A 23,267-nucleotide genomic window follows, 5' to 3' on the forward strand; every position below is an offset into this window, starting at 1 on the left:
ACCCTAAAAAATCAGCGCGCGCCCAACCAGGCGTGCAACTCTGGAAAACTCTCGATAGCCAGACGCGGCTCAAATTCGCGCAGCGATGCCAGTGTTTGCGCACCGTAACCCACCGCCACCGAATCCATGCCAGCGTTACGCGCCATCAATAAATCAAACGATGAATCGCCGATCATCAGCGCTTCCTCGGGTGCGACGTCACAGTGCCGAAGGATCTCGTGCAGCATCAAAGGGTCCGGCTTGCTCGCGGTCTCATCGGCGGCACGCGTGATCTCGAAGTAATCTTCCCAGCCATGTGCGCTCAGCACCCGGTCCAGGCCACGGCGCGACTTCCCCGTGGCAACTGCAAGCTGATACCCCTGAACACGAAACGCCTCGAGCGACTGCACGACACCCGCGAACAACGGCGAAGGGTCGGCCTCCAGCGCGATGTAACTTTGCGCATAGTGATCACGAAAAGCCGTCATCAGGCCCGGAGAAATTTCGGGGTACAACGTGCGAATCGCTTCAGGCAAACCCAGACCAATGATGCCCTTGATCGAAAAATCATCGCGCGCGGCCAGATCACTAAGATGCGCCGCAGTACGCATTGCTTCGACGATACGACCAATGGAATCGGCCAGCGTGCCGTCCCAATCGAAAATCAGCAATTTATAATCAGGGCGCACTCAAACGCTCCACGGTTTTGGCCCACATGTCATCGACTGGTGCTTGCAGCTTCAGCTCACCACCGTCGGGCAGCGGCACGGTCAGCATGTAGGCGTGCAAGAACAGGCGCTTGCCGCCCAGATCACGAATTTCACGACTGAAGTCTTCATCGCCATATTTGGTGTCGCCTGCGATGCAATGCCCGGCGTGCAGGGTGTGGACACGAATCTGGTGCGTACGCCCAGTGACGGGTTTAGCCTCGATCATGGTGGCAAAATCACCGAAGCGACGCAGCACCTTGAAAATCGTCAGCGCCTCCTTGCCCTCATTGTTGACCTCGACCATGCGCTCGCCGGACCGCAGGTTACTCTTGAGCAATGGTGCGTTTACGCGCTTCTGAGCCGTCTCCCAGTGGCCACGAACCAAGGCCATATAACGTTTATCAACACCATCACCGCGCAATGCTTCATGCAGATGACGGAGCATGCTGCGTTTTTTTGCAATCATCAGCAGGCCAGACGTGTCCCGATCGAGCCGATGAACCAGCTCCAGCTCCTTGGCGTCCGGACGCATCTGACGAAAGGCTTCGATCACCCCGTAATTCAGACCGCTACCGCCATGCACAGCGATGCCGGCAGGCTTGTTCAGCACGATCAGCGCCTTGTCTTCGTAGACAATGGCCGCCTCCAGGCGCTGTAACAACCCCTGAGCCACAGGCACGGGTTCGTCACGCTCAGGCAGGCGCAAAGGCGGAACGCGAATGATGTCGCCACCTTTCAGCTTGTACTCAGGCTTGATCCGACCTTTGTTCACCCGCACTTCGCCTTTGCGCAAAATGCGATAAATCAAGGTCTTGGGAACGCCCTTGAGATAGGTGAATAGAAAGTTATCGATGCGTTGACCGGCAAGTTCCGGCGCAACCTCAACCAGCTGGACGCCGGAGGTTGGGGGGGCAATATTCGTCATGCGGCAAATCATAACAATTTTTATGGATTTGAAGCACTTAATGATTACTGTTATAGTCGCGAACGTCGCCAAAAGCGGCCTGGCCAGCGGACAAACGGTATAACCACCGACCCTGACCATCGCAATTACAAGGACGCAAGGCCGTCCGACGGGGCTTTCGCTGGATAATGGAAGGTCTGGAAACGTAACGAGCGCAGGTGACATAAGGCCTGAAACAAGCCAGATCGCAGAGTTATCACTCGCCTTCGGAGCCCATATTCACGGCCAGTTCACAAAGTGCAGTCGTTTGCAGACACTCAAGCGAATGCTTCGGAAATAAAGCCTCTAGCAATGATGCGCGATCTTCCCTATCGAAGACCGCGGTAAATGCCAACCCGTTGCGGATTCTGCGCGCGGCAGCACCCGAATTATCAGGGATACGTGCGGGGTGGAGACGCACAACCATCGGACCGTGTAGCACTAGGCTTTATTCAAGACGCTTCATATCGTCCGCTGCCGATGGTTGATTCCTCCTCCTGACAAAGCTTTTGCTGACAGGGTGTCTTTTGTCACCACAGCAAGCAGGAAACGTCGTCGCGACTCCGACCCCTCTGGTCGAAACTCGTTAGACACTGGAGTGGCCAACCACTCCTGACGCGCCCTGACACCGACCGTGAGAAGTCGTGTGTGCCGAACGCCGTTTCCGGCAGCCCGGAAACCGACGGTACTACATGAAAAGAATGCTGATTAACGCAACCCAACCCGAAGAGTTGCGTGTTGCACTGGTAGATGGCCAACGCCTCTACGACCTGGACATCGAGTCAGGTGCGCGCGAGCAGAAGAAGGCCAACATCTATAAAGGCCGGATTACTCGCATCGAACCAAGCCTCGAGGCTGCCTTTGTCGATTTTGGCTCTGAGCGTCATGGCTTCCTGCCACTCAAAGAAATCTCCCGCGAATACTTCAAGAAAGCACCTGAAGGCCGCGTCAACATCAAGGACGTCCTGACCGAAGGCCAGGAAGTTATCGTTCAGGTCGAAAAAGAAGAACGTGGCAACAAGGGCGCAGCCCTGACCACCTTCATCAGCCTGGCCGGTCGTTACCTGGTGCTGATGCCGAACAACCCGCGTGCCGGCGGCATTTCGCGCCGCATCGAAGGCGAAGAACGCAATGAATTGCGTGAAGCGCTGAATGGCCTGATCGCTCCGGCCGACATGGGCTTGATCGTGCGCACTGCCGGCCTTGGCCGCAGCAGCGAAGAAATGCAGTGGGACCTCGACTACCTGCTGCAACTCTGGACCGCTATCAAAGAAGCGTCGCTTGATCGTTCCGCGCCGTTCCTGATCTATCAGGAAAGCAACGTCATCATCCGCGCCATCCGCGATTACCTGCGCCAGGACATCGGCGAAGTGCTGATCGACAGCGTTGAAGCTCAGGAAGAAGCCCTGACCTTTATCCGCCAGGTGATGCCGCAGTACGCCAGCAAGATCAAGCTCTACGAAGACAGCGTACCGCTGTTCAACCGTTTCCAGATCGAAAGCCAGATCGAGACCGCTTTCCAGCGGGTCGTCGAATTGCCTTCCGGTGGCTCCATCGTCATCGATCCGACCGAAGCTCTGGTGTCCATCGACATCAACTCGGCGCGCGCCACTAAAGGCAGCGACATCGAAGAAACCGCACTGCAAACCAACCTGGAAGCGGCTGAAGAAATCGCCCGCCAGTTGCGTCTGCGTGATATCGGCGGCCTGATCGTCATCGACTTCATCGACATGACGCCAGCCAAGAACCAGCGCGCCGTGGAAGAGAAAGTCCGCGAAAGCCTGGAACAAGACCGTGCCCGCGTCCAGGTGGGTCGCATCTCGCGTTTCGGCTTGCTGGAAATGTCCCGTCAGCGCCTGCGTCCATCGCTGGGCGAAAGCAGCGGCATCGTTTGCCCTCGCTGCAACGGCACCGGCATCATTCGTGATGTTGAATCGCTGTCGCTGGCAATCCTGCGCCTGATCGAAGAAGAAGCCCTGAAAGATCGCACGGCAGAAGTTCGCGCTCAGGTGCCAATCCCGGTGGCGGCGTTCCTGCTCAACGAAAAACGCAACTCGATCACCAAGATCGAACTGCGTACTCGTGCTCGCATCGTCATCCTGCCGAACGATCACCTCGAAACGCCGCACTTCGAAGTGCAGCGTCTGCGTGATGACAGCCCGGAAGCCCACACCAACCAGTCCAGCTACGAAATCGCTGCGGCTGCCGCTGAAGTGGAAGAAGTGCCGCCAGCCCCGGCCGCGACCCGCACCCTGGTTCGCCAGGAAGCTGCAGTCAAAACCGCTCCGCCGCGCGCCAACGCGCCGATGCCGGTTGAAGCCGTTGCCGTTGCACCGACACCTGCTCCCGTTGCTCACGAACCAAGCCTGTTCAAAGGTCTGGTGAAGTCGCTGGTCAGCCTGTTCGCCACCAAGGAAGAGCCTGCAGCACCGGTCGTGGTCGAAAAACCAGCCGCCGCTGAACGTCCTGCTCGCACCGAAGAGCGCCGTAACGGTCGTCAGCAGAGCCGCAGCCGCACTGGCCGTCGCGATGAAGAACGCAAACCACGCGAAGAACGCGCCCCTCGCGAGGCCCGTGAAGAACGCGCACCGCGCGAAGAGCGTGCCCCTCGTGAAGAACGCGCGCCACGTGAAGTGCGTGAAGTGCGCGAAGAGACTGCGGCCCCTCGCGAAGAGCGCGCACCTCGCCCGCCTCGTGAAGAACGCGCTCCACGTGCGCCGCGTGAAGATCGCAAGCCACGCGAAGAGCGTCCGGTCCGCGAACTGCGCGAGCCTCTGGATGCTGTTGCTCCAGTTGAAGCCCGTAGCGAAGAACGTCCTGAGCGCGCACCGCGTGAAGAACGCCAACCGCGTGCACCGCGTGAAGAGCGTCAGCCACGTGCCGAGCAGCCCGTAGCCGTCAGCGAAGAAGAAGTGCTGCCTAACGAAGAGCTGTTGCAGGATGACAATCAGGATGACACCGAAGGTGATCGCCCTCGTCGTCGTTCACGTGGTCAGCGTCGTCGCAGCAACCGTCGCGAGCGTCAACGTGATGCCAACGGCAATGTGATCGAAGGTTCGGAAGGCGCTGAAGAAAGCACCACCGAAGAAACCACCTCCGATCTGGCTGCCGGTCTGGCAGTCACTGCCGCCGTTGCCAGCAGCGTGATCAGCGCACCGGCCGAAGCCGATGCACACCGTCAGGCTGAACGTGCAACTGCCGCTGTAGAAGCAAGCGAAGCGCCAGCCGTCGAGACCCCAGTGGTTGAAGCGCAGGCCGCAGACGTTGCACCGACCGCAGCAGAAGCCGCTCCGGACGTTGAAGTCCAAGCTGTAGTACCACGCGAAGAGCCCGCAGCACCGGTTGAACAACCAGCAGCCGCTCAAGCTGAACTGTTCAGCGCACCGGTCGTCGAGCACGCAGCGTCGTACCACAAAGCACCCGTAGCGCCTGTTCAGGAAGAGGTTCAGGCAACTGAATCGCCAGCACTGCCGACCGAAGCACCTGTTGCACCGGCCGTCGCTGAACCTGTCATCGCCGCACCCGTGACGCCTGCTCCGGAAGTCAAAGCCGAACCAGCACCTGAAGCCGTGGTTGAAGCCATCGTTGAAGAAGCCCCGGCTCTTCCAGTCAGCAGCACTGGCCGCGCGCCGAACGATCCTCGCGAAGTGCGTCGTCGCAAGCGTGAAGCCGAGCGTCTGCTGAAAGAAGCTGAAGAAGCAGCTGCCAACGCTCCACAGGTTGTCGCTGTAGAACCGGCTCCAGTCGTTGCTGAAATCGAATCGACCCAGCACGTTGAAAGCACCGAACAAGTGCCGGTCATCGATGAGAACCTACGTTCGATTGAAGACATTGTGAAGCAGCACCCTGAAGTACTGGAAGAAAGCAAAGAGCCTAAACCGCTCGCTTAATCCCGACTGATGAAAAAGCCCCCACCTGCGCGAGCAGATGGGGGCTTTTTCATGCCTGCGAAACGGGTTTATCCAGCGGACGCGAAGGTGGTAATCCAGGCACATCAGTCAATCAAGGCGTGAACACCAACGATGCAGGTATATCGACGTCCCATAGCACGCCGGGGTCGTCGACCGGCACTTCCCGCACCCGCCCAGCCTGAAACAAGCGTTTTGCGCCCCGCTCGCCCGCCAATGCCATCAACGGCAGGCAAAACTGACGGCCGAATGCTACGGGATGACCGTATGCTCCAGCGCTGACCGGCACACTGACGGACCCGTCTTCCAGCGAGCCAATCACCCGAACCAGGGTGTCGGGCAAGATAAATGGCATATCCCCCAACACAACCAGCCAACCACGATGATCGGGCTGAGCGGTAACCGCCGCCGCAATGCTGTCGCCCATACCGCCTGACGCCAGCAACTCCACCTGGCAGCCATAACGCAGTCCCAGATCAATGACCTCAAGACGCCCAGGACGAGTCAGTAGCACGCAGTTATCCACAGCCCCTTTATCCACAGCCGCTTGCAAGCTCAGCAACACCTGCTCAAGCACCGGGCGCACAACACCGTCGCGCCCGATACACGGAGCCAGCAACTTATCCTGATCCGCACCGGCAACGGTCCGGTAGCGACTGCCCTGCCCTGCGGCAAGCACCACAGCACACAGGGTTGTGCTCAATGCGCCATCTCTGCGCTGAGGGGTCTTTTCTGCTTCAAGGGAATGCCGTTTTTAAGGGCCACGATCTCTGCCATCAGCGACAGCGCGATTTCTGCGGGGGTATGGCTGCCAATGTGCAGACCGACAGGCCCATGCAGACGTCCGACAACTTCAGCATCCATGCCCAGTTGAGCAAGATTTTCCCGACGTTTCTGGCTGGTGGCCCGCGAACCCAGCGCGCCCACGTAGAACGCGTTGGAACTCAATGCCGTGAGCAGGGCCATATCATCCAGGCGCGGGTCATGGGTCAGGGCAACGATAGCGGTGCGCTCGTCGGGCTCGATGGTCAACACGGCATCATCCGGCATGCCGGGCACGAAGCGCGCTTGCTGATCTTCCCAACCGTAGGCAAATTCCTTGCGCGGATCACAGATCAGCACGTCAAAATCCAGCAGGCGGGCGATCTCGGCGACATACCGTGACAATTGCCCCGCGCCAATCAACATCAAACGCCAGCGCGGCCCATAGATTGTGCGCAGGGTCTGCCCATCGAACGTCACCCCCTCTTCACGACTGGCCGGGTGCAGGCTGACAGCGCCAGACTGCAGATTCAGCTCGCGAGCGACGATCTGGTGATCCTCGCAGCGCTGCAACACCTCGACAACCCACTGCACATCGCCGACCCACTCTTCGGTCAAACGCAGCGTGCCACCGCACGGCAGACCAAATCGGGCGGCCTCATCGCGGGTCACGCCATAGGTCACCAGTTGCACGCCATCGCTGGCGTGCACACGCCCCTCCTGCAAGCGTGCGATCAGGTCGTCCTCGATGCAGCCACCCGATACGGAGCCGATGACCATGCCGTCTTCGCGCAAGGCCAGCATCGCGCCGGGTGGCCGAGGCGCGCTGCCCCAGGTCTGCACCACGCTGTACAACAGCACGCGATGCCCCGCGCGGCGCCATTCGAGCACGCTGCGCAGAACATTCAGGTCAACGCTGTCCATCAGACTTTGGCCTGTTTCGTCTGCCAGCCGTTGAGCTGATAGCGAATCGGCAGGCTGCGGATCCGTTGGCCTGTGGCGGCGAAAATCGCGTTGCACAAGGCCGGCGCAATCGGCGGCACACCTGGCTCGCCAACACCGCCCAACGGCACCTCACCGGCAGGCGTCACCAGATGCACGGCGACGTGTTTGGGCGCCAGCGACATGCGCGCAACTTCGTACATATGGAAGTTGTCCTGCTGAACCTTGCCGTCCTTAAAGCTGATTTCTCCCAGCACCGCGTTGCCCAGGCCCATCACGCAAGCGCCTTCGAACTGCGAACGAATCCGCTCCGGGTTGATCTGCGGCCCGCAATCCACGGCGATGTCGGCTTTGTGCACGATCAAGGTCCCGTCATCCTCGACCTCGACCTCGATCACTGCCGCCACATAGGTGACGAAGCTGTAATGCGCGGCCAGGCCAAGGCCACGGCCCTTGGGCAATTTACGCCCCCAATCGGCTTCCTTGGCGGCCCGCTCGATCACTGCACGCAAGCGCGCGGTATCAATCGGGTAACGCTCTGGCGATTCACCGTAATTCCACTCTTCACTGAGGGTACGTGGATCGATCTGCCGATCCGGGCCCAGGAGTTTGAGCTGGTACTTCAAAGGGTCTTGCTTTGCTTTGGCTGCCAGTTCATCGATAAAGCTCTGCACCGCAAACCCGTGGGGGATGTTCGATACCGAGCGGTACCAGCCCACACGTGTATGCGCCACGGCCTCAGGGTTTTCCAGGCGGACATTGGGGATTGCGTACGGCATGTTGGTGAAGCCCATGCCCAGTTCGAACGCACCTTCGTTCTTGACCCCCGGCGCAAACAGCGCGGTGATGCTCGGCGCTACGGTGCGGTGCAACCAGCCAGACGGCATGCCGTCCTTATCGAGGCTGGCCTTGAGGTATTCCGCCGACACCGTGTGGAAGTAAGAGTTATGAACATCGTCTTCCCGCGTCCATTGGACCCGCACCGCTTTACCGGGCATGGCTTTGGCAAGGATCGCCGCTTCGATCACGAAGTCCGGTTTCGACTTGCGCCCGAAACCGCCGCCCAGCAGGGTGACATTGACCGTGACCTTGTCGAAGTGGATGCCCAGACGATCAGCGATCCGCGTGCGGGTCACTTGCGGCGCTTGGCTCGGCGCCCAGGCTTCGCATATGCCATCCTGAAAACGGGCGATGGCAACCATCGGTTCCATCGGCGATTGCGCCAGATGCGGCAAGTAATACGAAGCGTCGAGCGTGCTGTGAGCCTTGCTCAGGGCGGCGTCGATATCACCCGTGCTGCGGACCACTTTGCCTGGTTTCTGCGCGGCAGCTTCAATTTCCTTGCGGTAAGCGACAGAGTCGTAATTGGCGTTGACGCCATCATCCCACTCGATTTTCAGCGCATCACGACCTTTGATCGCAGCCCAGGTGTTGCTGGCAATCACCGCCACGCCGCCCAGAGGCTGGAACTCGGAAGGCAGTGGGCTGCTCTCGATTTCCATGACTTTGATCACGCCTGGTACTTTCAGGGCAGCGCTGGAATCAACGGATTTAACCTTGCCGCCATACACCCGTGGCCGCGCAATAGTGGCGTAGAGCATGCCGTCAAAATGCACATCAGCGCCATAAATCGCCCGGCCATTGACGATGTCATCACCATCAAGGGCGCGCGTTGCTTCCTTACCGATATAACGGAACTCGGAAGGCTGCTTGAGGCGCAAGCTGTCACGGGCAGGCACGGCCAACGCACCGGCCGCCGTGGCCAACTCGCCATAGCCCAACTCACGGCCTGTCGGCCTGTGGATAACTTTATGCAGCTGCGCGTGGCATTCGGCCAATGGCACTTTCCATTGATCGGCAGCGGCTTGTTCGAGCATGGTCCGCGCGGCAGCACCACAGCGGCGCATGGGCTCATACCAGTGGCGCATGCTGCGCGAACCGTCGGTGTCCTGGTTGCCGAAGCGTACCTCGTCACCGGGTGCCTGCTTGACCTTGACCCGCGTCCAATCGGCTTCCAGTTCGTCCGCGACCACCATGCTCAGGCTGCTGCGAATACCCTGACCCATTTCGGAACGGTTGCACGTCACTGTCACAGTGCCGTCGGCATCGATGCTGACGTAGACCTTCGGGTCATCGATCCAGCCATGCGGCATGCCGTCGGCGCCGAACTTCTTCTCATCGGCGAAAGCATCCTGCCAACCCCAACTGGCAGCCAGTACCAGCGCGCTGGTTGCGCCGACACCTTTAAGGAAGCCGCGACGGCTCAAATTATTCAGGGCGAAATCGTTCAGGGACTGGCTCATGCCTTGGCCTCCTTCAGGTGAGTCGCGGCCTGATGGATCGCGGTTTTGATCCGGTTATAGGTACCGCAACGGCAGATGTTGCCAGCCATATAGTCTTCAATCTGGGCATCGCTAGGTGCCGGATTGCTCTTGAGCAAGGCGGTCGCGGACATGATTTGCCCACCCTGACAGAAGCCGCATTGGGCCACGCCATTATCGAGCCAGGCTTGCTGTACCACTTGACCGACAGGATCGCTGTGCAAGTTATCGATGGTGGTGACCGGCTGACCGGCCACGCTGCCAATAGGGGTGACACATGAGCGCGCCGGCTCACCATTGATGTGGATGGTGCAGGCACCACACACGCCCATGCCACAGCCGAATTTGGTCCCGGTGTAACCCGCGATGTCCCGGATAGCCCACAGCAGCGGCATATCCTCAATCGCATCCAATTGGTGATCTTTTCCATTGAGATTCAAGGTAATCATGGAGCACGCCGCCTATTTATCAGGGGTTCGAGACGAGCGATCTTTCTCTGGATTCAGCTCTTTGGCTGAGGCAGATCGGCTCAGGCTAATACAGGACCGTGTCGCACAGCCCCTCGGTTCGGATGCATCAAAAAGTCGCTCGCGTTGCATATATCGATAGCAAGCTAACTAAAAAGCGTTTAAGCGAACGAGTCCGCCTCAGGGATTCTGATGGTTCTAATGAAACAGGAGCAAAGCGAGGATAAAGAATAGCCCTAAAAACAACCGAACCTTAGTAAAGGTTCGGCTCCATTTCCAATTGCACGTTATAGCGCTGAGCGATGTCATTTTGAATACGTTGCGCCAGGTTCAGCAGCTGCAACCCGGTGGCATTGCCATAATTGACCAACACCAGTGACTGCAGGCGATGTACCCCCGCCCCGTTGCCCGCGTCGCGATACCCTTTCCACCCCGCGTGCTCGATCAACCAGCCTGCGGCCAGCTTCACTTGACCATCAGCCTGTGGATAAGCAGTCAGACCCGGATATTGGCGCTTCAGTTCAGCCGCCAACGAAGCGGGTACCAATGGATTTTTGAAAAAACTGCCCGCATTGCCCAAGACGGCCGGGTCCGGCAGTTTTTCGCTGCGGATCGCACAGATCGCCAGACTGACATCCTTGGGCGTCGGCTGAACGATGCCCTGTTCATCCAGACGCTGACGTACAGGCCCGTATTCCAGATGCAGGTGCGCCGCGCGACTCAGTAAAAAGCGCACGCGCAGAATCACCCAGTGCCCCGTGTCGCGCTTGAACACGCTGTCGCGGTAAGCGAAAGCGCAGTCGCCAAGGGAAAACTCACGCAGCTCACCTGTCTGGCGGTCCAGCGCAGTCAGGCTGTGGAATACATCCTTGATTTCGACACCATAGGCACCAATGTTCTGCATCGGCGCAGCGCCCACGGTGCCAGGAATCAGGCTGAGGTTTTCCAGGCCGGACAGGCCCTGCTCAAGGCTCCACAGCACAAAGGGATGCCAAGCCTCACCCGCCTCGGCTTCCACGATGACCTGCTCGCCATCGTCGGCAAGTAGACGAACGCCGCGACTGGTCATGCGCAGCACCAGTGCCTGAATATCGGCCGTCAGCAACAGATTGCTGCCGCCGCCAATGACCAGCAATGGCAGCCCGTGTTCAGCCGAAAACGCCAATGCCTGGCGCACCTCATCGTCGTTGTGGGCTTCGGCGAACGCTTTGGCGCTCACGTCCACGCCAAAGGTGTTGAACGGCTTGAGGGAAACCGCGGACTGCACCTGCAAGGCCATCAAACCTCCAGCAAGCGGCGCACGCGCTCAAGGTCTTCAGCGGTGTCGACACCGGCTGGCGGCGCTTCCACTGCATCGGCGACGTGAATACGCACGCCATGCCACAGGGCACGCAGTTGCTCCAGGCTCTCTGTATCTTCCAGCCAGCACGGGCCCCAACTGACGAAGTCGTGAAGGAAACCCGCACGGTAGGCGTAGATCCCGATATGTCGGCGATACGGGACGCCGGCCGGCAACTGATCGCGATCCTTGGCCAGGGCGTCACGCGCCCACGGCAATGGTGCGCGACTGAACGTCAGGGCCAGGCCATTGAGATCAGCCACGACTTTGACCACGTTCGGATTAAACAGGCTGGCCACATCGTCGATCGGTTCGGCCAGGGTCGACATCCGCGCTTCCGGGTGTGCCGCCAGGTTGTCCGCCACTTGATCGATCACCGCAGGCGGGATCATCGGCTCATCACCCTGCACGTTGACCACGATGGCGTCGTGCGCCAGGCCCAGTTGAGCGGCGACTTCGGCCAGGCGGTCGGTACCGGAGTTGTGGTCGTCACGGGTCAGCAGCACTTCGGCGCCAAAAGCACGGCAAGCCTCGACGATGCGCGCATCATCAGTGGCCACTACCACGCGCTCAGCGCTGCTTTTACGCGCCTGTTCCCAGACGTGCTGGATCATCGGCTTGCCAGCGATCATTTTCAGGGGCTTGCCGGGGAAACGGCTGGAGCCGAAACGCGCCGGAATAACAACCGTGAACGCTGCAGTCATTTATCCAGACGCTCTTCGGTGGACAGGGTGCGCGCTTCGCTTTCCAGCATCACCGGAATGCCATCACGAATCGGATAGGCCAGGCCAGCGCCTTTGCTGATCAGCTCGGTTTTGTCGGCGCTGAGCTTGAGCGGCCCTTTGCAGATCGGGCAAGCGAGGATGTCGAGCAATTTGGTGTCCATAAAAAATCCTGTGGTGTTGCTGTTATTTACGGAGAAAGTGGCGAAATGGGCAACAGGCGTAACAACTGCGAATCGAACCAACTGACGAAGGCGGCTGAAGGCTGCGCATCCACAGCCAGATACCACCAATCGTCAGCGGCAAAGGTCCGGCACTTCACGGCATCCTTCTCGGTCATGATCAGCGGCAACGACGGTGTGAACGTCAACGCCTGCGCGCTGTAGACTGCATGATCGGCGAACGCGTGGGGAACAGGCTGCCAGTGTAGCCCTTCGAGGGTGTTGAAGAAACGTTGTGGATTGCCAATTCCTGCCACCGCATGCAGCGCTTGTCCGACCGGAAAGTGATCCAGCGGCAGACGCTTGCCGCTACGCAGGTTGACCAGGGCGGTGGGCTTGAGAACGAATGCGAAACCGTCCTCGCGGTCGCTGGCGGCGCCGTTATAAAGCACCGCATCGACGCTGTTCAGGCGCTCCATCGGTTCGCGCAAGGGGCCTGCGGGCAGGCAGCGGCGATTACCCAGGCCGCGAACGGCATCGATCAACACCAGTTCAAGATCCCGGGCCAGACGATAATGTTGCAGGCCATCGTCGCTCAGGATCAGGTCCAGCGGCTCGGCATCGAGCAAGGCACGCACGGCACGACTGCGGTCCGGGTCGATCATCAGGGCTACGCCGCTGCGCTGCACGATCAACAACGGTTCGTCACCGGCCTCACTGGCACTTTGCCCGACACGGACCCGCCACGGGAAACTCGGCGGTGTAGCGCCGTACCCACGGCTGACCACCCCGACCCGCAGACCCTGGTTGCGACAATGCTCGATCAACCACAGGATCATCGGCGTTTTGCCGGTACCGCCCACCGTGACGTTACCCACCACCAGCACCGGGACCGACGCCTTATAGATGTCGCCTTCACCGGCCAGGAAGCGCGCCCGTTTTTTCTGCACCACTCGCCGGTACACCCATTCCAGCGGGCGTAACAGACCAAGTGCAGGATGGCCGGTATACCAAGCATTAAGTAAACGGTCGGTCAGCGCCATCAGTTAGCCGTTGGCGCCTCGACGGTGGTCATGCGCAGGTGGCTGAAACCCAGCTTGCCCGCTGCATCCATCGCGGTGATAACGGCTTGGTGAGGGGTTTTGCCGTCGGCGCTGATCGAGAGCGGCAGTGTTGTATCACCAGCCGACTCCTTCTGCAGCGCGTCGATCAGCGTTGGCAGATCATTCTTGGGCAGCAACCGGTTGTTCAACGAATAGACGCCATCGGCACTGATTGCGATGTCCAGGTGTTTAAGTTCTGAATCGGCTTCCGGAGTGCCGGTGACCGCTTGCGGCAATTCGACGCGCAACTGGGTCTCACGGGTAAACGTGGTGGTGACAACGAAGAACAGCAGCAGGATAAACACCACGTCGATCAACGACACGAGGTTGATGTCGATGATCTCCCGCGGTTTACGGCGGCGGAATTTCACGCTTTACCCTCGGTCAGATCGACGTCACGGTCGCCCTGCACCACTTCGACCAGCTTGATCGCTTCCTGCTCCATGCCCACCACCAGTTCATCGACCCGACTTTGCAGGAACCGGTGGAAAAAGATGGCAGGAATACCGACCATCAGGCCGGAAGCGGTACAGATCAGCGCTTTGGATATACCGCCGGCCAGTATCGCCGCATTGGTGGTCATGCCTGAGTTCACGAACGAACCAAAGATATCGATCATGCCCAGCACCGTCCCCAGCAAACCGAGCAACGGCGCCATGGCAGCAATGGTGCCCAAGGCACTCAGGTAACGCTCGAGTTCATGAATGACCCGCGCCGCAGCCTCTTCGATGCACTCTTTCATGATCTCGCGACCATGTTTGGAGTTCGCCAGACCCGCCGCGAGAATCTCGCCCAGCGGTGAGTCGGCGCGCAGCTCTTTGAGCTTGTCGCTATTAAGTTGCTTGTCTTTGATCCAGCGCCACACCTGACCGAGCAAATGCGGCGGGGTGATGCGGCTGGCACGCAACGTCCAGAGCCGCTCGATAATGATCGCGACAGCAGCGATGGAACTCAGAATGATTGGCAGCATCATCCAACCGCCTGACTTGACCAGTTCCCACACAGTGACGACCCCTTGAAAAAAGTGGCGTCACTCTACCATAGGGCCGCCCGCACGCCGAACCCCGCGATGAATAACCGCCCTGATCAATCGCGCCAGAAGCGCCGTCGGGCACGCTCTCCTTGCGCCTCACCGAATACCCCCAGTTGCAGACGAATCGCGCCCAGTTCGGCGCTGTCATAAGACTGCACGGCCAAGGCTGCATAGCGCGCCATTACCTGCGGGTGCGGGTGCCCGAATGCATTGTTGCGTCCACGGGAGATCAATACTCCTTCAGGCGCCACCGCCTTGAGAAACGCCGTGGATGAGGAACTGCGGCTCCCATGATGCGGCGCCTGCAACCAATGCGCGCGAACATCGAACCCGCTGCCGAGCACGGCACGTTCGGCTCCGGCTTCAATATCGCCAGTCAACAACAAACGCTCACCATTGGCCTCGACCCGCAGTACGCAGGAAGCCTCGTTACTCTCTGTCGCGTGTTTCCAACGCCAGGTCGAGAAATGCACACCATCCCACTGCCATTGCTCACCGTTCTGACAGGACTGAGCCTGCAAGAGTGGCGGCAACTTGGCTACCTCGCCAGCCAGTACGCGGGCAACAGGCAAGCTTTTATAGACGGCCTGCGCCCCACCCGCATGGTCGGCATGCGCATGACTGATCAACATCAAATCGAGCTGGCGTACGCCGGTCTTGCGTATCGACGGCAGCACCACGCGCTGGCCAATATCGAAATCACCGAAGCGCGGGCCTGCGTCATACAGCAGCGTGTGCTGGCGCGTCCGCAACACAATCGCCAGGCCCTGCCCCACATCCAGCTGCATCACCTCGGCCTGACCATAGGGCACGCTCTTCACTGGCGGGAACACGCACAGCAGCAACAGCGGCCAGCCCAACAGACGCAATGGCACGCCCTTGGGCAGCAGCAACAAGACGCCGCCAAGCATGCTCAGCCACCACGCCCACCACGGCACCGCACTGCCGATCCAGGCCGGGACCCACCCAGCGACCCACGCCAACCCCTGAAACAGCCACCCCAGCAGACCTCCAGCCAGCCACAGCAAACCCTCGCCAATACCGGGCACCGGCAATAACACGGTGCCGAGCAGCGCCAGCGGCAACACGACGACGCTGATCCATGGCACCGCGAGCAAATTGGCCAATGGCCCGCTGAGACTGACCGGCAGGTTCAACGCGAGCACTACCGGGAGCAACCCGATGGCGATCAACCATTGCGCACGGGTCCAGCTTTGCAGCCAGCTCCAGGCGCCCAGACGACCACTGAATACCAGAATCAGGATCGCGACGGCGGCAAAGGACAACCAAAAACCGGGTTGCAAACTGACCAGCGGTTCGACGACCAGTACCGCGTTGAGTGACAACAACAAGGGCCACCACACACCCAGGTGACGGAAGCGCAGACGCCAGAGCAGGACCATACCGATCATCGTGCAGGCTCGGCGCACCGGCACTTCAAAACCAGCCAGCAAGCCGTAACCGAGCGCTGCGGCAAACGCCAGGCCACACGCACAGGGCAACCACGGCAAACGGCGCGGCCACAGCCCCCAACGCGCCAGCCCGGCGACCAGCGCGTAAATCAACCCGGCCAGTAACCCGATGTGCTGGCCCGAGATCACCAGCAGATGCACAGTGCCGGTGTCCTGCAGCACTTGCCAATCAGCCGGCGTCAGCCCTGAATCGTCGCCCAGCACCAGCGCTGCCAGCCCGCCTTGACGTCCTTGTGCATCGACTGCCAGCAACCGCTGACGCACCGCATCGCGCCAGGCTGAACGCGCAGGCGCGAGCAATTGCCCATCCGCCACGGTACCGGTCGCGCCAATGCGCTGCGCCAACAACCAGGCTTCGTAGTCGAATGAATCAGGATTAACCAGGCCCGCCGGACGTTTGAGCTTGACCGCCAGCCGCCAGTGCTCGCCGCTGCGCACCTCGGAGCCGCCGTACCACGCCAGACGCATATGTTCAGGCAACCGGGCACGACGTGATTGCGCACCGTCGAGTTGAAAGCGCACCACGCCGTCGCTCGACTGCGGCAAGCCGACCACCTTGCCTTGCACCCATAGCGTTTGGCCGTCGAGTCGAGGCAGCAGGCGATCATCCAGCGCCCATTGCGCCGACACACACGCCCAACTGAAGCCGAACAGAAAAAACGCCAGCGGATAACTTCGAAACGGCAACAGCATCAGCGCCAAGACGGGCGTCAACAGCAACAGCCAAAACGGTGGCAATGCCGGCATGAAACGAATAGCCAAAAGACCCAGCGCGAGCGCCACCATCCCTGTGCGCATAAGTCTGTCCTTGAGAAGTCCATCCCTTGGATTAGCGCACCCTGCCAGACCCCGCTTTTATTAATTGTCACAAAGTCTGAATTTGATGCAGGCAGAATCTAGGCATACTGACCCACACACCCGGGACGAGACCCCCTATGCCGCGTCGTCTATTCAAACGCTACATGCCTGACCCGACCCGCATCAGGGAACACAAATCCTTACGCTTTCTCGGTCGTCTTCTGCATGACCCGAACCTCTGGCACCTCAATCGCCACTCTGTCTCGCGTGCGATGGGCATCGGGCTGTTCGCGGCATTCATGCCCATTCCCTTGCAGATGTTGTTGGCGGCCATGCTGGCCATCGCCGTGCGCGGCAATATGCCGATTGGCGTCAGCCTGGTCTGGCTGACCAATCCAGTCACGATGCCTCCGGTGTTTTATTGCACGTACCGGATCGGTGCCTGGCTGATGCAATTGCCACCACGCCACCTGCCGCCTGAACTGTCCTGGGAGTGGATCAGCGGGCAGCTATCAACCTTGTGGCAGCCCTTCTTGCTGGGCTCGGTAGTGACAGGCATCGTATTTGGCACACTGGCATACGGCCTGACCCAGCTGTATTGGCGCTGGTGGGTCAGCAGACAGTGGCGTTTGCGGAGGGAGAAGAGGAAGTGAAGCTGTCAGGCTGACGCAAACCGTGGGGCGAATAAATTCGCTCCCAAGGTTGAGTACACAGCCTGTACGGAGGAAGACTACTGACGCATCCCGCGCCCGCTGATCAGCAGGCGCGCACAACCCAGGTACAAAACAACGGTCGCCACCACCATGAACGTCAGGGCGATGCTGATGCGGATATCCGACACACCCAGGATGCCGTAACGGAAGGCGTTGACCATGTGCAGCACCGGGTTGGCCATGGACACTGTCTGCCAGAACGGCGGCAGCAGGTTGATCGAGTAAAACACCCCGCCCAGGTAGGTCAACGGCGTCAGGACGAAGGTCGGGATAATCGAGATATCGTCGAAGTTGCGCGCAAAGACGGCGTTGATGAAGCCCAGCAGCGAGAAAATCGTTGCCGTCAGCACGACCACCACTATCGTGATCCCCAAGTGATGGACCTGCAGGTCGGTAAAGAACATCGACAACAGGGTCACGATCAGGCCCACCGCCAAACCGCGCAGTACGCCCCCCAGGGTGTAGCCGATCAGAATGGTGTGAGGCGAAACGGGCGAGACCATCAACTCTTCGATCGAACGCTGAAACTTGGCGCCGAAGAAACTCGACACAACGTTGCCGTAGGAGTTGGTGATCACCGACATCATGATCAGGCCCGGCACGATGTACTGCATGTAGGTGAAGCCACCCATGTCGCCAATCTGCCGGCCGATCAGGTTGCCGAAGATCACGAAGTACAACACCATGGTGATCGCTGGCGGCAGCAACGTTTGCGGCCAGATCCGGGTGAAACGACGGATCTCGCGATAGACGATGGTTTGCAGGGCAATCAGGTTGGGACGCAGCTCGGAGCCAGGGTTGGAACTCATACCGCCACCTTCGCCAGGTTTTTTTCCACCAGAGACACGAACAGCTCCTCAAGGCGATTGGTTTTATTGCGCAGGCTCAGCACTTCGACTTTCTGCGCGGCCAACTGACCGAACAGCGCGGTGATGCCAACGGTCTTGTCCACTTGCACTTCCAGGGTGTGGCTGTCGACCAGCTTCGCCGGGTAACCGATCAAGGTCGGCGCCACCTGATACGCATCCCTCAGATCAAGCAAAAACGTCTCGACGTGCAGCGTATTCAGCAGTTGCTTCATGCCCATGTTCTGGACGATGACGCCGTGATCGATGATCCCGATATTACGGCACAGGTGCTCAGCCTCTTCCAGGTAGTGCGTGGTGAGGATGATGGTGATGCCTTTCTCGTTCAGCTCGGTGAGGAACGTCCACATTGAGCGACGCAGCTCGATGTCCACGCCCGCCGTCGGCTCATCAAGAATCAACAGGCGCGGTTCGTGGATCAACGCCCGAGCGATCATCAGACGGCGCTTCATGCCGCCGGACAACGCACGCGATGGCACGTCGCGTTTGTCCCACAAGCCCAGTTGAGTCAGGTATTGCTCGGCCCGCTCTTTGGCGATTTTGGGCGGGATACCGTAGTACCCGGCTTGGGTTACCACAATGTCGAACGTCTTTTCGAACTGGTTGAAATTGAATTCCTGCGGCACCACGCCGATGCACCGCTTGAGCGCTGCGGGCTCGCGATCCAGGTCATGACCAAAGATATTCACTGTACCGCTGGTTTTGTTGACCAGGGTCGAGATGATGCCGATGGTCGTGGATTTGCCGGCGCCATTGGGGCCGAGCAATGCGAAGAAATCACCTTCAGCGACATCCAGATCGATACCACTCAGGGCCTGGAAACCGTTGCCGTAGGTTTTGGTTAGCTGCCGGATGGACAGAGCGGAACTCATATCTGAAATACGCACCAAGAAGGGGGAAGGAAGACTAAATAAGGTCGAGCGCAGTCAATAACAACTGCGGCCAACCGGACAATGGTGCTTGGCAACGCCGCGCAAGTACAGCGACATGTATTGATAGTCAGTATTAACTCAACGCGGTCATCACTGCTTTTCGATAGGCCGGCCGCGCTTTCAAGCGCTCATACCAGGCTTGAAGATGGTGCATCGCGGGCCGTTCAATCGGCATCTCGAACCAGGCATATATAAAGCTGCCCAAGGGAATATCGCCCATCCCCAACGCTTCTCCGGACAAGTAAGGCTGTTTGGCCAACGCGTCGTCGACGACGGCCAGCAACGCCTGACACGTTTTGATCGCACCGTTGATCTGCACCCAGTCCTGCTGATCCGCCGGGGTGCGCAACACGCCCCAAAATACGCTCTTGAAGGGTTCGGCAAACGTTGAGGTGGTCCAATCCATCCATTTGTCCGCCGACGCCCGCGCGGTCAGGCTGTCAGGGTACATGGCCGAGCCCGGCGCATAACGAGCGGCGAGATAGCGCACGATGGCGTTGGATTCCCAGAGTACAAAACCATCATCCTCAATAACCGGGATCCGGCCATTGGGGTTCATCGCCCGGTATTCGGGTTGATCGACAATGCCAAATGCGCCACCGGCATCAATGGCTTCATACGGCACCGCAACCTCTTCTGCACACCACAGCGCCTTGCGCACGTTGGACGAGTTTTTCCGCCCCCAGATTTTCAGCATGCCATTCCCCTTGTCAAACCCGTGATGACTCAATCGTGCATCAGTTTAATCTGAGCACGCCCCTCTAAATCCAGCGATCTATTATAAAGATTGATCGCCTGGATCTCTGGGCTGGAGCTGAAACCGCGTTCATGCCCGGCGAACTCCGCCACGGCCGGGTGGTCACTATCGATGCACTCGCTGTTGTCGCCATCTTCACCTGATGCCGACTAAGCTCTTGATGGCGGATTTTTTGCCGCTGTCGTCACGGAGGATTACCTATGCTGTTGTTGTGGATACTGGTTCTGGTGGTCGGGGTTGCTTATCTGGCCCACCGACGCGTCGCACCCCTGCCCACCTTGGGTGTGGTCGCTGTCTTTTTGCTGGCAATGGGCGCCTTCAGCCACGCGCCGGGTTGGCTGCTGGTGGTGTTCTGGGTCTTGTGGCTGGCAGTCGCAGTGCCGTTGGCCCTGCCAGATCTGCGCCGCACGTACCTCACTGCGCGGTTGTTCTCATGGTTCAAGAAAACCTTGCCACCTATGTCGCAGACTGAGCGCGACGCCATCGACGCGGGCACCGTCTGGTGGGACGGTGAACTGTTCAGCGGTCGCCCCGCCTGGAACACGCTGCTGGCCTACCCCAAAGTCCAGCTCACAGAAGAAGAGCAGGCGTTCCTCGACGGCCCTACCGAAGAGCTGTGCGCGATGGTCAGTGACTGGCAGATCGGCCAGTCAATGGACTTGCCGCCTGAAGCCTGGGAACACATCAAGCAGCACGGCTTCTTCGCCCTGATCATCCCCAAAGAATATGGCGGCAAAGGTTTCTCGGCCTACGCCCATTCCCAAGTGGCGATGAAACTGGCCACCCGCAGCGGCGACCTGGCATCCACGGTCATGGTGCCCAACTCCCTCGGCCCTGCCGAATTGCTGCTGCATTACGGCACGGACGAACAACGCAATCACTACTTGCCACGCTTGGCACGCGGCGACGACATTCCGTGTTTCGCCCTGACCGGCCCGCTGGCGGGCTCCGATGCCGGCGCCATGCCGGACACCGGGGTGATCTGCAAAGGCCAATGGCAAGGCAAAGAAGTCATCGGCCTGCGCCTGAACTGGGAAAAACGCTACATCACCCTCGGCCCGGTCGCCACCTTGCTGGGTCTGGCGTTCAAGGCATTCGATCCTGAGCACTTGCTCGGCGACAAGGAAGACCTGGGCATCAGCCTGGCGCTGATCCCGACCGATACCCCTGGCGTCGAAATCGGGCGGCGCCACCTGCCACTGGGCGCCGCGTTCATGAACGGTCCCAACAGCGGCAAAGACGTGTTCATCCCCCTGGACCTCCTGATCGGTGGTCAGGACATGCTCGGCAAAGGCTGGATGATGCTGATGAACTGCCTGTCGGTGGGTCGTTCAATCTCCCTGCCTGCGGTCGGCACTGGCGCAGCCAAGTTCACCAGCCTGGTCACCGGGCAATATGCGCAGGTGCGTGAACAGTTCAATGTACCGCTGTCGGCTTTCGAAGGTATCCAGGAAGCCCTGGCGCGGATCGGCGGCAACGCCTGGCTGATGGACAGCGCGCGGATGCTCACCGCCAACGCCGTGGACCTGGGGGAAAAACCCTCGGTGTTGTCGGCGATCCTGAAATATCACCTGACCGAACGTGGCCGTGAATGCATCAGCCACGCCATGGATGTGCACGGTGGCAAGGGCATCATCATGGGCCCGAACAACTACCTGGGCCGCAGCTGGCAGGGGGCGCCGATCTTCATCACCGTAGAAGGCGCCAACATCCTTTCGCGCAACCTGATGATCTTCGGTCAGGGCGCGATTCGCTGCCATCCGTTCGTGCTCAAGGAAATGGCCCTGGCCGGCCGCGAGGATCACGAACGCGCGCTGGTGGAGTTCGATGGCCTGCTGCTCAAGCACATCGGTTTTGCGGTCGGCAACGCAGCCAGTACCTTCATTCTCAACCTTGGCCTTGGACGTTTCGAGGCCGTACCGGGAGACAGCCTGAGCCAGGGTTACTTCCGCGCACTGAATCGCCAGGCCGCAGCTTTTGCCCTACTGGCCGATTTGAGCATGATGCTCCTGGGCGGCGAGCTGAAACGGCGGGAACGGCTGTCCGCCCGCCTCGGCGATGTGTTGAGCCATCTGTACCTGGCCTCTGCCGCGCTCAAGCGTTACCACGACCTCGATTCGCCCGAGCACATGCGCCCCCTGTTTCGCTGGGCCATGGAGGAAAGCCTTGGCGAGTCCGAGCGCGCACTGGATGAGCTGCTGAGCAACTTCCCGAGTCGGGTAATGGGTTGCCTGCTGCGTGTGGTGGTGTTTCCCTTAGGTCGTCGGCACACCGGGCCATCGGATGCACTGGATGCCGAGGTCGCCGAAGTGATTGGTCGCGCCAAAGGAGATCCGACCCTGGAAGAACTGCTTGCTGGCTGCTATCGCCCGCAATCGACAGATGATCCGGTCGGCGCCCTGCAACACGCCAGTGACTTGCTGAAAGCCAGCCAACCGCTACAACAAAAGCTGCACCACGCACTGAAAAGCGGTCAGCTGAAACCGGCGGCAGGTGAGCACGTTATCGATGCCGCCCTGAACGTCGGCGTGCTGCTACCGGCCGAAGCACAAACGCTACGCGTGGCAGAGGCGGCGCGGCGCGCAGTGATCGATGTCGATGATTTCGATAAAGAGGAACTGACGCTGGCCGAGGGCAAGACTCGCTAGTTGACCAGAGGTAAGACAGCGGGCGCACAGGGCTTTATACTCGTGCGCCCGTTTTTGCTTTAGAGGACTCCATCATGGCCGACGCCACGCTCGACCACCAACTTGCCCTGCTCGCGCACCTGCGCAGCATCCTGGTCGCCCTTGGCGAGGCCGAACAAGTTCCCGAAGAAAGCCATGAGCTGTTCATGGAGCGCTTCGACGAACTGGTCGCGCTATTGCCGCAAGACCCGATCGAAAGCCAATACCTGGGCCAGGAAATGCTCTGCCAGGTCATTCAGCGCTACCCGCAAATTGCCCACCTGGTCCCGCGCGACCTGTTGTGGTTCTTCGCTGGCGACTGCCTGCACTTCATGCCCGATGATGAGATCGACCTGTATCAGGCACTCGAAGAACGCCGCTACGAAGCCGAGCAGAATGAAGAACCGTTCGACTGGAATCAGGAAAAACAACTGATGGCGCTCTCGCTACAAGACAGCAGGCACTGATTGATCGGCCTTCACCTCTGAGTGCCCACCCGCAATGAGCTGACGCGTAGTTACACGTCAGCTCCCGCGGCCACCTCAAAAAGCGCACACACAAAAACGCCGCTCAATGAGCGGCGTTTTTGTTTGTATATGGAGCGGGAAACGAGACTCGAACTCGCGACCCCGACCTTGGCAAGGTCGTGCTCTACCAACTGAGCTATTCCCGC

20 protein-coding genes, 1 tRNA gene and 1 pseudogene are annotated in these 23,267 nt (G+C 59.7%); 4 read left to right on the forward strand and 18 right to left on the reverse strand.

Features of this window, described 5'->3' with window-relative positions:
- Positions 1–11: 11 nt before the first annotated feature.
- Together QN399_RS23020 and rluC are read right to left on the reverse strand one after the other, a co-directional pair.
- On the reverse strand, positions 12–668 hold the full coding sequence (locus QN399_RS23020) for an HAD-IA family hydrolase (RefSeq protein ID WP_330201735.1): 657 nt from the start codon (positions 666–668) through the stop codon (positions 12–14).
- Complete coding sequence (gene rluC / locus QN399_RS23025) at positions 658–1,614, reverse strand: 23S rRNA pseudouridine(955/2504/2580) synthase RluC (RefSeq protein ID WP_330201736.1); 957 nt, start codon at positions 1,612–1,614, stop codon at positions 658–660. The genes QN399_RS23020 and rluC overlap by 11 nt, the downstream gene beginning before the upstream one ends.
- A 710-nt stretch (positions 1,615–2,324) precedes the next feature.
- On the opposite strand from rluC, the gene rne reads away from it, so the two are divergent.
- Entirely contained in the window at positions 2,325–5,522 is a 3,198-nt protein-coding gene (rne, locus tag QN399_RS23030) for a ribonuclease E (RefSeq protein WP_330201737.1), read from the forward strand.
- Positions 5,523–5,634: 112 nt separating this feature from the next.
- On the opposite strand, the gene QN399_RS23035 is transcribed toward rne, so the two are convergent.
- From QN399_RS23035 to QN399_RS23085, 11 genes are all read right to left on the reverse strand, one after another.
- The gene (locus tag QN399_RS23035) at positions 5,635–6,243 is read right to left on the reverse strand and encodes a nucleotidyltransferase family protein (protein WP_330201738.1); all 609 of its coding nucleotides are present in this window, start codon (positions 6,241–6,243) and stop codon (positions 5,635–5,637) included.
- On the reverse strand, positions 6,240–7,226 hold the full coding sequence (locus QN399_RS23040) for an XdhC family protein (RefSeq protein WP_330201739.1): 987 nt from the start codon (positions 7,224–7,226) through the stop codon (positions 6,240–6,242). Before QN399_RS23040 ends, QN399_RS23035 begins: the two co-directional genes overlap by 4 nt.
- Positions 7,226–9,547, reverse strand: a complete 2,322-nt coding sequence (locus QN399_RS23045) for a xanthine dehydrogenase family protein molybdopterin-binding subunit (protein ID WP_330201740.1) — start codon at positions 9,545–9,547, stop codon at positions 7,226–7,228. The genes QN399_RS23040 and QN399_RS23045 overlap by 1 nt, the downstream gene beginning before the upstream one ends.
- On the reverse strand, positions 9,544–10,014 hold the full coding sequence (locus QN399_RS23050; RefSeq protein WP_330201741.1) for a (2Fe-2S)-binding protein: 471 nt from the start codon (positions 10,012–10,014) through the stop codon (positions 9,544–9,546). Before QN399_RS23050 ends, QN399_RS23045 begins: the two co-directional genes overlap by 4 nt.
- Before the next feature lie 271 nt (positions 10,015–10,285).
- Positions 10,286–11,311 (reverse strand): UDP-N-acetylmuramate dehydrogenase, encoded by a 1,026-nt coding sequence (murB, locus tag QN399_RS23055; RefSeq protein WP_330201742.1) that lies wholly within the window; start codon positions 11,309–11,311, stop codon positions 10,286–10,288.
- On the reverse strand, positions 11,311–12,075 hold the full coding sequence (kdsB, locus tag QN399_RS23060; protein WP_322217415.1) for a 3-deoxy-manno-octulosonate cytidylyltransferase: 765 nt from the start codon (positions 12,073–12,075) through the stop codon (positions 11,311–11,313). Before kdsB ends, murB begins: the two co-directional genes overlap by 1 nt.
- On the reverse strand, positions 12,072–12,257 hold the full coding sequence (locus QN399_RS23065) for a Trm112 family protein (protein WP_058437370.1): 186 nt from the start codon (positions 12,255–12,257) through the stop codon (positions 12,072–12,074). Before QN399_RS23065 ends, kdsB begins: the two co-directional genes overlap by 4 nt.
- 26 nt (positions 12,258–12,283) lie before the next feature.
- Positions 12,284–13,297 (reverse strand): tetraacyldisaccharide 4'-kinase, encoded by a 1,014-nt coding sequence (lpxK, locus tag QN399_RS23070; RefSeq protein WP_330201743.1) that lies wholly within the window; start codon positions 13,295–13,297, stop codon positions 12,284–12,286.
- Positions 13,297–13,728 carry a biopolymer transporter ExbD gene (locus QN399_RS23075; RefSeq protein ID WP_323569283.1) on the reverse strand — a complete coding sequence of 144 codons (432 nt, stop codon included), beginning with the start codon at positions 13,726–13,728 and terminating at the stop codon, positions 13,297–13,299. The genes lpxK and QN399_RS23075 overlap by 1 nt, the downstream gene beginning before the upstream one ends.
- Positions 13,725–14,360 carry a MotA/TolQ/ExbB proton channel family protein gene (locus QN399_RS23080; RefSeq protein WP_322180865.1) on the reverse strand — a complete coding sequence of 212 codons (636 nt, stop codon included), beginning with the start codon at positions 14,358–14,360 and terminating at the stop codon, positions 13,725–13,727. The genes QN399_RS23075 and QN399_RS23080 overlap by 4 nt, the downstream gene beginning before the upstream one ends.
- Before the next feature lie 83 nt (positions 14,361–14,443).
- Positions 14,444–16,660, reverse strand: coding sequence for a DNA internalization-related competence protein ComEC/Rec2 (locus QN399_RS23085; RefSeq protein WP_330201744.1), 2,217 nt, complete (start codon positions 16,658–16,660; stop codon positions 14,444–14,446).
- Between the two features lie 137 nt (positions 16,661–16,797).
- On the opposite strand from QN399_RS23085, the gene QN399_RS23090 reads away from it, so the two are divergent.
- Positions 16,798–17,313 (forward strand): DUF2062 domain-containing protein, encoded by a 516-nt coding sequence (locus QN399_RS23090; RefSeq protein WP_322180869.1) that lies wholly within the window; start codon positions 16,798–16,800, stop codon positions 17,311–17,313.
- Between the two features lie 77 nt (positions 17,314–17,390).
- On the opposite strand, the gene QN399_RS23095 is transcribed toward QN399_RS23090, so the two are convergent.
- The 4 genes and pseudogenes from QN399_RS23095 to QN399_RS23110 form a co-directional block, all read right to left on the reverse strand.
- The gene (locus tag QN399_RS23095) at positions 17,391–18,182 is read right to left on the reverse strand and encodes an ABC transporter permease (protein WP_330201745.1); all 792 of its coding nucleotides are present in this window, start codon (positions 18,180–18,182) and stop codon (positions 17,391–17,393) included.
- On the reverse strand, positions 18,179–19,111 hold the full coding sequence (locus QN399_RS23100) for an ABC transporter ATP-binding protein (RefSeq protein WP_322180873.1): 933 nt from the start codon (positions 19,109–19,111) through the stop codon (positions 18,179–18,181). The genes QN399_RS23095 and QN399_RS23100 overlap by 4 nt, the downstream gene beginning before the upstream one ends.
- A 133-nt stretch (positions 19,112–19,244) precedes the next feature.
- Positions 19,245–19,868 (reverse strand): glutathione S-transferase, encoded by a 624-nt coding sequence (locus QN399_RS23105; RefSeq protein ID WP_330201746.1) that lies wholly within the window; start codon positions 19,866–19,868, stop codon positions 19,245–19,247.
- An 83-nt stretch (positions 19,869–19,951) separates the two neighbouring features.
- Positions 19,952–20,041, reverse strand: a pseudogene (locus QN399_RS23110) (cysteine protease); the annotation flags it as partial.
- 87 nt (positions 20,042–20,128) lie between these two features.
- On the opposite strand from QN399_RS23110, the gene QN399_RS23115 reads away from it, so the two are divergent.
- Together QN399_RS23115 and QN399_RS23120 are read left to right on the forward strand one after the other, a co-directional pair.
- Positions 20,129–22,576, forward strand: a complete 2,448-nt coding sequence (locus QN399_RS23115; protein ID WP_330201747.1) for an acyl-CoA dehydrogenase — start codon at positions 20,129–20,131, stop codon at positions 22,574–22,576.
- Between the two features lie 74 nt (positions 22,577–22,650).
- Entirely contained in the window at positions 22,651–23,061 is a 411-nt protein-coding gene (locus tag QN399_RS23120; RefSeq protein WP_219061650.1) for a PA2817 family protein, read from the forward strand.
- A 130-nt stretch (positions 23,062–23,191) separates the two neighbouring features.
- Here the strand turns inward: QN399_RS23120 and QN399_RS23125 are convergent.
- A tRNA-Gly gene (locus QN399_RS23125) sits at positions 23,192–23,267 on the reverse strand.

The organism is Pseudomonas sp. 10C3 (genome assembly GCF_036346185.1).
Lineage (GTDB): Bacteria > Pseudomonadota > Gammaproteobacteria > Pseudomonadales > Pseudomonadaceae > Aquipseudomonas.